Origin of the sequence: Streptomyces cyanogenus, assembly GCF_017526105.1 — a bacterium.
GTDB lineage: Bacteria > Actinomycetota > Actinomycetes > Streptomycetales > Streptomycetaceae > Streptomyces > Streptomyces cyanogenus.
Genome location: NZ_CP071839.1, coordinates 7280350 through 7292679, shown reverse-complemented (window position 1 = coordinate 7292679; position 12330 = coordinate 7280350). Strand labels below are relative to the sequence as shown.

Genomic DNA, 12330 nt, shown 5'->3' with positions numbered 1-12330 from the left:
ATGGGGCTCGCAGGCCAGCCGTGCGAGGAACCGCCTTCCTAGGGCCACCACGTATGGCCGCAGCGGCCGCCACGACCGTCGTCCCTGCGCGTACGGGCCCTGTCGGTAATTCTGCGGATACCCCTGCGCGTCCTGTTGAGCTGGCGGGAAATATCCGCGGTGACCTGCATGGATTCCTCAAACTACTCAAGGAGACCGGTGGCGATCGGGGACCATTCGCCCCCAGGCGTGTACAGCTCCCCGATCGCCTTGCACACCACGACAATCTCCGCCATCAAGCGATGGAATTCGGCCACATCCGTTTTGGTGAAGTCGTCGTCAGCCAGTTGAAGCGCCGTCCGCACAGTTGGCGCACGCATATACGCGCCTCCGATTCAACGATTGAAAATCAAACGGATCACGGCCATGTCCGTCACGGGAAGTTGTCCATCGGACACGGCTCGACTAGCCCAGGATCGTGCTAGGTCCAATAAGCAATGTCAACGATCGTTTTCAGCTAAAGGATCGTTGAAAGCATGCAGTGCGCGACACCCGCTGGTCTTGCCCACCTGGGCTCTAGACCAGACAGTGTGGCGCTGCAGGTGGTGCCTGACGTTGCGGACTCACCCACGCCCCATCCGCAACTGTCCGGCACTTCGCGGGGCAGGTCACGGGCCGCACCAACGGCGCCCGCAACACGGAATGACGGCGTGCCGCATCTGCAGAGCTACACCAACAACGCCCGCCATGACAGATGTCGAGTAGCCACGCACTGCCTCGTGACGTCCTGCCGGCACGAGCGGACCGATGCACAACAATCTCATTTTCGGCGATAAATGATCGTTGAGCCTGCCACCAGGGGCGCTGTAAGGTGCCATGCACAGACCAACCTAACCATCCGTAGCCTGGGAGTGTCTCAGTGGGCTCTGCCTCACCCCTGCCGATGACGCTTGCGCGCCTCGAGGCACTGCTCAAAGAACGGGGCATGAATCGATCGCAAGTGCTCGACATCGGGGAGCTGGCAGCAAAGGCGGCGCTGCCCCAAAACACCGTCGCCGTCCTACTCAGAGGCGGCCACACTCCGGCCGACACCGTGGCAGCCCGGGTCAGTGCACGTATCAAGATCCTTGCTGATGCATACTTGGCACGCACCGGAAAGCCTATGTCAGACCTGGCTGGCAGCATTTCCCGACAGCTGGGTGTTTCCTCTTTCTGGGCACGTCAGGTGTGCTCTGGCGACAAAGTACCGAGTGTTGAACTGCTGCACGGCCTGGTGGGATTCTTCGGTGTCGAGGGAGGCGAGGCGTTTTTCACCGCCCCAGCTGCTGAGGCCCTCAACCGCGTACTGCTGCCCATGTTGGCCGCGCTGCAGCAGACGTCAGGGAGGCCGGAGGTCGATGGTTCAGCCACTTCGCCGGCGGAGCGCGAAGCTGCGGTGCCCTCACCCCGGGAGGCGGACGCCGAGAACCCGCCGAGGCCTGCGCAGCCGCCGTCCGCCGTCCCGGATCTCTCGGCGCGACTGAACCGCCTTTTCGCGGTCATGCACCCCAGAGGGCGTGAGACGTACACCTCGCACGAGGTTGCCGAGACAATCACCGCGCACGGGGTCAAGATCACAGCAGCACAAGTCGAGGAGCTACGACACGGCACCTGGACTTCGCCGAGTCCTGAGCAACTCGATGCGCTCGCCAGCTTCTTCGGCGTACCCGTCGGCTACTTCGTCAACGACGAAGTAGCGTCTCAGGTCTCCGCAGATCTCAACCTCGTGGAGACGCTGAAGTCCCAGGGCATCGGCCCCCGCCAGATCGCTCTTCGGGCAGTCGCCGACCTGGACGAGGAGGCGCTTGCTGCCCTCGTCCCGGTGATCCAGCACCTGCAGCGGGCAAGCAAGCGGCAACGGATGTGAGCTGCTGGTAGGGCGGTATACGAAGATGCTCCACTGCAGGCAACTGGGTTGGGTCCGGCGGTCCATGCGGACTTCCGCCGCTGCCGAGCGAGACAGGCGCCGCGGTGGTGAGGGGGGGAGCACGAAAGTGGTCTTTGTCCAGTGGCAGTGGGCCGACCCGGGGGGAGCGGGGATGAATGACAGGGAACTGCGTCGCTACTGCGCCGATCTGGTCCGGCAACTCGACATCCCCGAGCCGTTCAACATCAATGCCCTCGTCGACCAGATAGAGGAGCGCCGCGGACGTGCCATCTCGCTCGTACCGATGCCGCTCCCCGCCGACCGAGGCCTGTGCGGCATGTGGGTCGCAACATCCGACGTGGACTACGTCATCTACCAGGAGGAGGCCAGAAAAGCGCACCAAGGCCACATCGTCCTCCACGAGATCGGCCACATGCTCTGCGAGCACGAGTCCACCCCGGCAGAGGAGGAAGAGGTCTCCCGACTCCTTCTGCCGAACATCGACCCGGCGCTAGTGCGCACCGTCCTCGGGCGCACCTGCTACGACCGGAGCGAGGAGAGGGCTGCCGAGCTTGTTGCCTCGCTGATCCCCCTGCAGGCCGCCAACGCCGCTCCCCGGCCGACGCCAAGTCTTTCGGAAGACGTGGTCAACCTCGTCAGCCACCTCGAGCGCTCCCTGGGGCGCAGTTCCACACCAAGGACATAGCCGAGTGTTATTCAATGTCGTCTACGGAACGCTCTCCTTGATCACTTGGAGCGCGTTCGCCTTCAAGCTGAGAGACCTCGCCCGCGACTGGCGCAACAAGGAACTGCAGCGGCTGTGTCTGGCGATCGCAATGTTCGCCGCACCGTTCGGCTTCGCCGCTCCCCCGGTGTACGTACGTGTCGATGCTCTGATCGGCACGCCCAACATCAGTTCGCTGATCATCTACACGACCGTGGAGGTCTGCCTCACCTCGTTCCTGGCCCTCCTCGTCAGCTGGTCGTCTGCGCAGTCGAAGGTCCGGCTCCGTCACCGGCTGATCCTCGGATACGCCCTCGCCACGGTCACCACGAACTGGGTGCTGTTCTTCCTGGGGGACGCCACCGATACGTCGCATGCCCTTGACTTCGACGTTCACTATGCCAAGACCGCATACATCTGGGAGTTCCTCCTCGTCCACCAGACCCTGTACACAGTCAGCATGATCGGGCTGATCCGGCTCTGCTGGCGCTACTCCAAGATCGTCGGCCAGCCTTGGCTGCGGCGCGGCCTGCGCATCGTCACCGTGGGAGCAGTCGCCGGCTTGGGCTACTGCCTGCCCAAGGTCATCTCCCTCATCTGGGACAAGCTCGGCATCTCACCACTCGGTTTCGTCAACTCCGTTGTGGCCCCCATGTTCGCCAGCGTCTCGGCGGCACTCTTCGCCATAGGGTTCACCATGCCCGCCTGGGGGGTCGGCCTCGGCCGGGTCATGGCATGGATGTCCGACTACCGCACCTTCCACCGCCGCTACCCCCTTTGGCAGGCGATCACCCGTGCCTTCCCCGAAGTCGTCCTCGTCACCCCGCCGACCTCCCGCAGGGAACTGGCTCGCGACCTCCGGTTCTTCCTCGGTCGCCAGGTGATCGAGATACTCGACGGCGAAATGAGACTTCGTCCCCACCATGACCCGGAGATCAGCCGCATGACACGAGAAGTAGCGGCGAACCAGAACATCCCCGGTGACGAGGCGGATGCCGTTGCAGAAGCCGCGCAGATCGCAGCAGCCCTTCAGGCTCGGTCCACCGGCCACGAGGCGTCAGGGGGACATGGCACAGACTTCGACGACGCCGCCAACGGCGACCTCAGCAAGGAAGGTGCTCGTCTGACCCTGGTCGCCGACGCCTTCAGCACCTCCCCCGTCATCCCCGCCGTTCTCGAGCGGCTCCAGTCGGCGAAAACGGACGCATGAGCAACACCGAACAGACCGGCAGCGTCTCGTCGCTGCTCAGTGAAGCACTCGTCGCTGACCCACATGGCACCTATGCCCGGCTCCGTGAAGCCGCCCCGGTCCACCGCACCGCCACTCCCGACGGCGAACCCATGTGGCTGATCACCCGGTACGCCGAGGCCCGCGCGGCTCTGGCAGACCCCCGGCTCTCCCTGAACAAGGCAAACGCCAAGACCAGCGGCGAGTACAGATCCTCCATGCCCCCTGAGCTCGATACTCACCTGCTCAACATGGATCCGCCCGACCACACTCGCCTGCGCCGGCTCGTCGCCAAAGCATTCACTCCTCGTCGCGTCGAGGGCCTGCGCATGCGCATCCAGAAGCTGACCGACGAACTCCTCACCACGATGACCGGCCCTCGCGTGGACCTCGTCCACGCCCTGGCCGTCCCACTGCCGATGAGCGTCATCTGTGAACTGCTCGGCATCCCGGAGACAGCGAGGCTCGACTTTCGGGCCTGGACCGACACACTCTTCTCACCAGCGCCAGGCGCGGCAACGGAGTCACGCACTGCGATGAGGCAGATGCACCAATTTCTCAAAAGTGTTATCGAGGAAAAACGAAACAGTCCGACCGAGGACCTTCTGTCTGCCCTCGTCCAAGCCCGCGACGACCGCGACGTACTCACCGAGCCTGAACTCGTCTCCCTGGCGTTCCTCACTCTGTTCGCCGGCTACGACAACGCCGTGCATCTCATCGGCAACACAGCATTGAGTCTGCTGCTGCACCCCCGACTGCTGACGGCGGTGCGAGGTGGCGCCGTCCCGATACGGTCGGTGGTCGAGGAGACGCTGCGCTGGAACCCCCCTTTCGCACTGGCGGTACGCCGCTTCGCCCTCGAAGACGTCAGCATCGGTAACGCTCTCATCCCCGCTGGCAGTCGAGTGTGGGTCTCCATCGCTTCGGCGAACCGGGACGGGCGGGAGTTCCCGTCTCCCGAGGTGTTCGACCCGACCCGTACACCAACTCACTTGGCGTTCGGCTACGGAGTGCACTACTGCATTGGCGCCCCGCTCGCGCGGATGGAGGCGGAAATCGCCGTATGGTCCCTTATGAAACGGTTCTCCGAGCTTGAACTGGCGGTGGGGCTTAACGAGTTGGAGTGGTGGCCGACGTTTCACAAACGGGGACTGCGCAGCCTCCCTGTAATGACTTGCTGACGGGCCGCCGCGCCATAGAGCGCCTGCCTCGCTTCATACTCAGCGGTCATCTCGACGACTGTCAGCAGCGAGCGCGCAACCACGCCGAGGTCATGCAGCCGTGCCGACCGGTCAACTCTCGGCGCCGCTGGGCCAAGTACATCGTCCGCGTACCCCAGCGTGTGCATCGCGGCGCCCCGCATCTCGTCCTCGAGCGTAGGGGTGAGCGCCGCGGCCTCGGGCGAAAGCTGCTAGAGCCCGGCGCCGAGTCGGGGCCGAGCGGAGTCCTCGTCGTCGTTCCCGTCGAGGATCGATGCCGCCCGTTCGGTGACTGGTGCTGCCTGGCGTCGGGCGCGGGCCGGATGCGGTGCTCGTTCACGGGCAAGGTCGGCGACAGCGAGGCGGTACAAGAACTCTTCCTCGCTGGCGGCTCCGGCCAGGGCGTGGCGGACGCTCTCCCGCAGCGTCTCGCGGGGTGTCTCGATACGGCCGGATCGCTCGGCCTTGGAACGTTCGGCGCTAGTGGGGCGCTGGGCGGCGGTGTGGTCGCCGCCGTTGAGGATCTGGGGGCCGAAGTCGGTTTCGGTCTCTCGGCATTCGGTCTGGGCACGGATGCCGTCTTCGCGGACGAGGGTGGCAACGGACGTTGATGTGGTCGTCGGCACGACGTACGGCGATCCACCGGGACTACGATCTGCCACAGGCCAGAAGAGTTGCCCGAATCTGCGTTCCAGGGGCTTTCAGCGCTGTCCGAGGGACTAACGAGGGACTTTCCGCCGCCTGACGCGGCAAGCTCCTGAAAGAGCGGAGAGGGCACTCCGCTGCAGGTCAGAGTCCCTTTCAGAGGCAAAGCCGCAGGTGGCGGCAGACGAGTCGGCTGTACGCCGGGGTCAGTCCCAGCGGCAAGCACCATGTGATCGTCGACCGCCACGGGACCCCGCTTGCCGTCTCACTGACCGGCGGCAACCGGCACGACGTCACCCAGCTCGTCCCGCTCCTGGAGGCCATTCCGCGCATCCGGGGCCGGCGTGGCCGCCCCCGCCACAAGCCGAAGCGTCTGTACGCCGACCGAGGCTACGACTTCCGCAAGTACCGCCGACTCCTGTGGGTCCGCGGCATCGTCCCGAAGATCGCCCGGCGCGGCGCCCCCATCGACCGCGGCGCCCGCCTCGGAATCGACGTAGAAATCGTCCAACGCGGCTCCAGCGGATAAGGGTTTAAGGTGATCCCCCCACGACGGGTGGTCGAGCGGACCTTCGACTGGCCTATGCACCACCGCCGTCTCGCACGCGACTACGAAACCCACTTCCCGCCGCTCCGAAGCCGTGATCCACGCCGCGGTGATCGACCTCATACGCCGACGAGTCATCAGTGAGTCCACCCCGAACTGGCGCGACACCTGAACCTCGAACCAAAACCTCGCTGGAACAACAAACGCCGTTTCAGGTCAATCACGGCTGGCACCGGTTGCGGCTGATCTCTTCCTGCTCGGTGACCTCATCGGCCGCTACGCGATCGGCAGCTACAGCAAGCTCGCTCCCTACGGCCGCACAGCGGCCCTCCGCGGGAGCCGTCAGGGCGCTGCCGAGCGCGGGCTTGCCCACTGCACGCATCAGGTCACCGCTCAACTCCCCCTCGTCGTAGGCCCCCTGCGCCTCCACCGCCGCCTCGCACACGACTGCCCCCTTTCCCGCGTCACGACCGACACCCCGCACACGAAACCTTCCGTGTCGATACAAGCACCCTCCGTACTGAGGGATGTGCTGGTCAGAGTAGAGCGGGACGACCACGCTCGGTGACGTGAAGACGCAGATCTCCCACGCGGTGAAGCACTACAACGACGACAAGGTCGACCGGCAGGGAGAGTTCCGCGGCATGCAGCTGGTCGGCGGCGAGTTCTACTGCCCGCTGATGCCGGCCCCGCTCATCACTGCGGGCGCCACATACATCGACAGCCGCACGGACGAGGACCGCGCCCACGCACTCAACCTGATCCAGTCCCGGAAGGACTACCAGACCAAGATCAAGGAGTACGGGCCCGCAGGGGACCAGCGTAGACAGTGCCCCGCCCTCGGGTCCCACGCCACGGTCACCTGCTACCGCCGGCCCCAGCCACGCCCGTCCACCGTCGTCGACCTCGACGCCCCCACTGCCCGTACCCCAGCAGCCCTGTCCACCATCCCCAGGCCCAAGCGGGATACCCCCGTCTACCCCGACATCTGCAGGGGGAAGAGCATCACCGTCCCGGGCACCGTGTTGGCCGAGTGGCGGCAGAAATACCCCCTGTTCACCCCCCTGTGGCAGGAAGCCTGGTCCGGACTGCGAAGTCAGAACGAGGGCGGCAACGGCAACCTCAAGAAGTCCGCCCTCGACAGCATCGACAATCCCCAGCTCCGCCTGCCGCACGGACGCGTCGCACAGACCCTGCTCAATGCCGTCATCATCTTCGTGGCGAACCTCAGAGCCATCCGACGGTTCCTCCGCGACCAGGGCATCCAGCCCCGCAAAGCCGGCACGCAGAGCGCCGCAACCCCACCTGGTGAGCCCTTCGACCCGCCCCAGGCGCGACCGCTTCCGACCGAGCAGGTCGAGCCTCCGCCACGCGAGTGACACACCTCCGCCGCGCTCTGCCTCCTGAAAACCCCACATGCCTGCGCCACGGCCACCAGCCGTCGCACAGGCATGTCCTGTTTCCGCAGATGAGAGACGCAGCACTCGGACCGCCACCGCACCAACCCCTCACCGAGCCGATCACGAGGCCCGAAGGCCCAGAAACGACGAAATACCGGCGAGTAACATGACTCGACCGGTAATTCGTGAACGCTTCGGGGCGATCTCGTGAACGTCCCTTGTCTGTGTCCGAGGGGGGACTTGAACCCCCACGCCCGATAAAGGGCACTAGCACCTCAAGCTAGCGCGTCTGCCATTCCGCCACCCGGACCAGGTGTCTGCCGCCTGGCGGGGTGTGTTCCCCGCGGCGACATGGACAACAATACCAAGGTTTCGGAGTGCGTTTCACCTGCGTATCCGTCTGCGGGGCGGCTGGGGACCCGGGGCGATGACGACGGGATACGGACGGCAAGACCCTGCGTACCCTGCGTGAGAGACGGGTTGTGGACGGCCGGCCCGGGCTCAGGGGCAGCGGACGACCTGTCCCGCGTACGACAGGTTGCCGCCGAAGCCGAACAGCAGCACCGGGTCGCCGGTGCTGAGCGCTCCTCGCTCGACCAGCTTGGAGAACGCGAGCGGGATGCTGGCGGCCGAGGTGTTGCCGGATTCGGTGACATCGCGGGCGATCACCGCGTTGACGGCGCCGAGCTTCTCGGCCAGCGGCTCGATGATCCGCAGGTTGGCCTGGTGCAGGACGACCCCCGCGAGGTCCTCGGGCGCGACGCCCGCCTTCTCGCAGGCCTTCCGGGCGATGGCCGGCAGCTGGGTGGTGACCCAGCGGTAGACGCTCTGCCCTTCCTGCGCGAACCGCGGCGGCGTCCCCTCGATCCGCACGGCGTGCCCCATCTCCGGCACCGACCCCCACAGCACCGGACCGACCCCCGGCTCCTCCCCCGGCGGGCACGCCGTGAGGACGGCTGCCCCGGCGCCGTCGCCGACGAGGACGCAGGTCGAGCGGTCGGTCCAGTCGGTGACGTCGGACATCTTGTCGGCGCCGACGACCAGGGCGCGGGTGGCCGCCCCGGCCCGGAGCGTGTGGTCGGCGGTGGCCAGCGCATGGGTGAAGCCGGCGCACACCACGTTGACGTCCATGGCGGCGGGCTGCGGAATGCCGAGCCGGGCCGCGACCCGGGCGGCGGTGTTCGGGGAGCGGTCGATCGCCGTTGAGGTGGCGACGAGGACGAGGTCGATGTCGCCCGGGGTGAGGCCGGCCGCGGCGAGGGCCTTGGCGGCGGCGTGCGCGGCCAGTTCGTCGACGGGCTCGTCAGGGCCGGCGATGTGCCGGGTCCGAATGCCCACCCGGCTGCGGATCCACTCGTCACTGGTGTCGACCATGCCTGCCAGGTCGTCGTTGGTGAGCACCTTGGCGGGCTGGTAGTGACCGATGGCGGCGATGCGTGAGCCGTTCATGCCGGGGATCCCCTCGTGCCGTGGGTAGCGGGATCCCCCAGTCTGATCAGTGACTCACGGGTACGAGGGCAGGTGAACCCACAGGAATCGGGCGCCGGGATTGTCGGCTCTCCTCAGCCGCGACCCGTCCCCGCCCCGGACAGAGCCGCCTCTCGCTCTCCATGTGCAGGACAATGAGATCGTGGAGGTCACCTCGGCCGCACGCGCCCGGTGACCGACGGCAACCTCTGCATCAAGGGCCGTTTCCGCTGCCAGTGCATTGCCAGTACATACAGAACCGGGGCTGATCAGAACATGGGACGTGTCACGGAACGACGCAAGGTCCTCCGTATCCGGGACGGCGCGGTCTCCACCCGGCCGGACACGCTCGTCGCCGAGGAACCCCTGGAGATCCGGCTGAACGGCAAACCGCTCGCGATCACCATGCGCACCCCCGGCGACGACTTCGCGCTGGCGGCCGGCTTCCTGGTGAGCGAAGGCGTCCTGGCCTCGGCAGCCGATCTGCAGAACATCGTCTACTGCGCCGGGGCGACCGCGGACGGTTCGAACACCTACAACGTGGTCGACGTGAGGACCGCACCGGGTGTCACGCTCCCGGACTTCGGCCTGGAGCGGAACGTCTACACCTCCTCCTCGTGCGGGCTGTGCGGCAAGGCGAGCCTGGACGCCGTCCGTACGACCGCGCGCTGGCCGATCGCCGACACTCCCCCGCTCCGGATCACGCCCGAGCTGCTGGCCGCCCTTCCCGACCGGCTGCGGTCGGCGCAGCGCGTGTTCGACCGGACCGGGGGCCTGCACGCGGCGGCCCTGTTCAGCGCGGAGGGGGAGCTGCTGGACACCCGGGAGGACGTGGGCCGGCACAACGCGGTCGACAAGCTGGTCGGACGGGCGCTGCGCAACGACGGACTGCCGTTGTCCCGGACGATCCTCATGGTCTCCGGCCGGGCCTCCTTCGAACTGGCCCAGAAGGCGGTCATGGCGGGCATCCCGGTGCTCGCGGCCGTGTCGGCGCCCTCGTCGCTCGCGGTGGACCTGGCCGCGGAGACCGGCCTGACCCTGGTGGGCTTCCTGCGCGGCAGCTCGATGAACGTCTACGCGGGCGAGGACCGGATCACCCTGCAGAAGCCGGCCGCCCAAACCTGACCGGCCCGCTCCCCGACCGCGATCGCCCGATGAACATCCACACGGGCGAGGACCGGACCACCCCACAGAAGCCGGCCGCCCAAACCTGACCGGCCCGCTCCCCGACCGCGATCGCCCGATGAACACCCACGCGGGCGAGGACCGGACCACCCTCCAACAGCCGACCGCCCAGACCAGACCGGCCCGCTCCCCGACCGCGATCGCCCGATGAACATCCACACGGGCGAGGACCGAACCACCCTCCAACAGCCGGCCGCCCAGACCAGACCGGCCCGCTTCCCGACCGCGATCGCCCGGACGGCCGACGCGTAGGGACACCGGACGCGCAGGGACACCGGACGCGCAGGGACACCGGACGCGCAGGGACACCGGACGCGTAGGGACACCGGACGCGTAGGGACACCGGGCGCCGACAGGGCCCTTTCCGTCGGCCGGGCCGGCTGCCCTCGCGCGACGGCGGGAAGCCGCTCACCCTACGTCCGCCTGTCGGCCCCCGTGCCGGAGATCCGGAGCAGCAGGTCCATGAACTGGTCGCGTTCGTCGGCCGACAGCGGGGCGAGCAGCTCGTCGTTGGCCTGCCGGGCGGCCCGCTCGCAGCGTACGAGCAGACGGGCGCCGTCGTCGGTGAGGGAGACGGCGTTCTTGCGCCGGTCCCGGGGGTCGGGGGCGCGATCGACCAGGCCCGCGGACTGCAGGTCGTTGAGGATGCCGACGACGTCCTTCGGGTCGAGGCTCACGCTGCGGCCGAGGTCGGCCTGGGCCACCGGGGCGAGGTCGCGGACGGCGGAGAGGACGACGTGGTGCCACATCTTGAGCCCTTCGGCGGCGAGGGCGTCGGCGACCAGGGTGCGGCCCCGCGCGGCGGCCCGGCCGAGGAGCCAGCTGGGCAGGGAGCGGATCGCGGGCAGGGGTGCTTCGGCCATGGCGGCAGCCTAGCCGAACAATCATTGGACTTCCCAACAAACTTCCCCTACCGTTGGGCCTCCCAACGATTTCGTGGGTGTTCCCAACGATATTCCGTGCCGGCTCGCCCGGCCCCTGGAGGTTGTCGTGCGTCGCGTCCGATACGAGTCCGTCGGCGGACCCTTGTTCGTGGAAGAGGCGCCGGTTCCCGAACCGGGCCCCGGGGAGCTGCTGGTGCGCTGCGCGGCCGTCGGCGTCACCCTGCCGATGGTCCGCAAGGTGACCGAGGCGGCGGAGCCGGTGCCGCTGGGCGGTGAGATCGCGGGCGAGGTGGTCGCGGCCGGCGAGGGCGTCACCCGCTTCCGTGCCGGCGACCGGGTGACCGGACTGTGCTTCGGGCACGGGTACGCCGAGTTCGCCCTGCTGCACGAGGCCATGACCACACCGATACCGGACGAGGCCGACGCCGTGACCGCGGTCGCACTGGTACGCAGCGGTCTGGTGGCGCTGGGCGCGCTGGAGGCGGCACGGCTCGCGCCGGGAGAGTCGGTCCTCGTCACGGCGGCGGCGAGCGGCGTCGGGCATCTCGCCCTGCAACTGGCGCGGGCGCGGGGCGCCGGACGGGTGCTGGGCGCCGTATCCGGCCCGGCGGAGGCGCAGGTCCCGGCCGGCCGGACGAAGGCGGACCTCGTCCGCTCACTCGGCGCGGACGACTGTGTGCGGTACGGCGACAGTTGGGGTGAGCCGGTCGACTGTGTACTGGATGCCGTCGGCGGCGACCTGCTCACCCCCGCCCTCGCCGCGCTCGCCCCGCACGGCCGCCTGGTCGCCTACAGCTCCGGCGGCGGCACGATCCGGGCCTACGACCTGCTGGTGGGAGGCAAGTCGGTGATCGGCTTCCAGATGGCGCTGATCGCCCGTGGCCGACCGGACCTGTACGAACAGTGGCGGCAGGAACTGTGGCGCCTGTTCGCCGAGGGCGCCGTGAAACCAGTCGTCCACAGGGAGTTCGCTCTGGAGGACGCGGCGGCTGCGCACGAGGTGATCACATCCCGGGCCAATCTCGGCAAGGTCCTCCTGTGCCCGTGACCGTCCTCCTGTGCCCACAACCGTCTGCACGCTTCTTGTGACGCGCGCCACCCGCAACTACCGTCGAGGAGCCGCACGTTGGACGTGGGATGTCCGGATGTCCGGAGGTCCGGCCGAT

At 67.6% G+C, this 12330-nt stretch carries 10 protein-coding genes, 1 tRNA gene and 2 pseudogenes; 8 read left to right on the top strand and 5 right to left on the bottom strand.

Annotated features, from left to right (window positions below):
* Nucleotides 1-922: 922 nt before the first annotated feature.
* The 4 genes from S1361_RS32725 to S1361_RS32710 all read left to right on the top strand — a co-directional run bounded on the left by S1361_RS32725 (nucleotide 923) and on the right by S1361_RS32710 (nucleotide 5018).
* Nucleotides 923-1885, top strand: a complete 963-nt coding sequence (locus tag S1361_RS32725) for a helix-turn-helix domain-containing protein (protein ID WP_208035478.1) — start codon at nucleotides 923-925, stop codon at nucleotides 1883-1885.
* A gap of 172 nt (nucleotides 1886-2057) precedes the next feature.
* The gene (locus S1361_RS32720) at nucleotides 2058-2591 is read left to right on the top strand and encodes a hypothetical protein (protein WP_208035477.1); all 534 of its coding nucleotides are present in this window, start codon (nucleotides 2058-2060) and stop codon (nucleotides 2589-2591) included.
* Between the two features lie 4 nt (nucleotides 2592-2595).
* Nucleotides 2596-3819, top strand: a complete 1224-nt coding sequence (locus S1361_RS32715; protein WP_208035476.1) for an MAB_1171c family putative transporter — start codon at nucleotides 2596-2598, stop codon at nucleotides 3817-3819.
* Nucleotides 3816-5018, top strand: a complete 1203-nt coding sequence (locus S1361_RS32710; RefSeq protein WP_208035475.1) for a cytochrome P450 family protein — start codon at nucleotides 3816-3818, stop codon at nucleotides 5016-5018. Before S1361_RS32715 ends, S1361_RS32710 begins: the two co-directional genes overlap by 4 nt.
* Before the next feature lie 335 nt (nucleotides 5019-5353).
* Here the strand turns inward: S1361_RS32710 and S1361_RS32705 are convergent.
* Nucleotides 5354-5681 (bottom strand): annotated as a pseudogene (locus S1361_RS32705) (mobilization protein); the annotation flags it as partial.
* 112 nt (nucleotides 5682-5793) lie between these two features.
* Between S1361_RS32705 and S1361_RS32700 the strand changes: the two are divergent.
* A pseudogene (locus S1361_RS32700) lies at nucleotides 5794-6195 on the top strand (transposase); the annotation flags it as partial.
* Between the two features lie 253 nt (nucleotides 6196-6448).
* Here the strand turns inward: S1361_RS32700 and S1361_RS32695 are convergent.
* The gene (locus tag S1361_RS32695) at nucleotides 6449-6673 is read right to left on the bottom strand and encodes a hypothetical protein (RefSeq protein ID WP_208035474.1); all 225 of its coding nucleotides are present in this window, start codon (nucleotides 6671-6673) and stop codon (nucleotides 6449-6451) included.
* Nucleotides 6674-6797: 124 nt separating this feature from the next.
* On the opposite strand from S1361_RS32695, the gene S1361_RS32690 reads away from it, so the two are divergent.
* Entirely contained in the window at nucleotides 6798-7607 is an 810-nt protein-coding gene (locus tag S1361_RS32690) for a hypothetical protein (protein WP_208035473.1), read from the top strand.
* 246 nt (nucleotides 7608-7853) lie between these two features.
* Here the strand turns inward: S1361_RS32690 and S1361_RS32685 are convergent.
* Together S1361_RS32685 and S1361_RS32680 are read right to left on the bottom strand one after the other, a co-directional pair.
* Nucleotides 7854-7938: transfer RNA gene (locus S1361_RS32685), tRNA-Leu, on the bottom strand.
* Between the two features lie 191 nt (nucleotides 7939-8129).
* Nucleotides 8130-9077, bottom strand: coding sequence for a beta-ketoacyl-ACP synthase III (locus tag S1361_RS32680; RefSeq protein WP_208035472.1), 948 nt, complete (start codon nucleotides 9075-9077; stop codon nucleotides 8130-8132).
* Nucleotides 9078-9371: 294 nt separating this feature from the next.
* Between S1361_RS32680 and fdhD the strand changes: the two genes are divergently transcribed.
* The gene (gene fdhD / locus S1361_RS32675) at nucleotides 9372-10220 is read left to right on the top strand and encodes a formate dehydrogenase accessory sulfurtransferase FdhD (RefSeq protein ID WP_208035471.1); all 849 of its coding nucleotides are present in this window, start codon (nucleotides 9372-9374) and stop codon (nucleotides 10218-10220) included.
* Between the two features lie 473 nt (nucleotides 10221-10693).
* Here the strand turns inward: fdhD and S1361_RS32670 are convergent, their stop codons facing one another.
* A complete protein-coding gene (locus S1361_RS32670) occupies nucleotides 10694-11143 on the bottom strand; it encodes a MarR family winged helix-turn-helix transcriptional regulator (protein WP_208035470.1) in 450 nt (149 codons plus the stop codon).
* Nucleotides 11144-11270: 127 nt separating this feature from the next.
* Here S1361_RS32670 and S1361_RS32665 point away from each other — a divergent pair, with 127 nt between their 5' ends.
* Nucleotides 11271-12212, top strand: a complete 942-nt coding sequence (locus tag S1361_RS32665; protein ID WP_208035469.1) for a quinone oxidoreductase family protein — start codon at nucleotides 11271-11273, stop codon at nucleotides 12210-12212.
* Nucleotides 12213-12330: the final 118 nt, after the last annotated feature.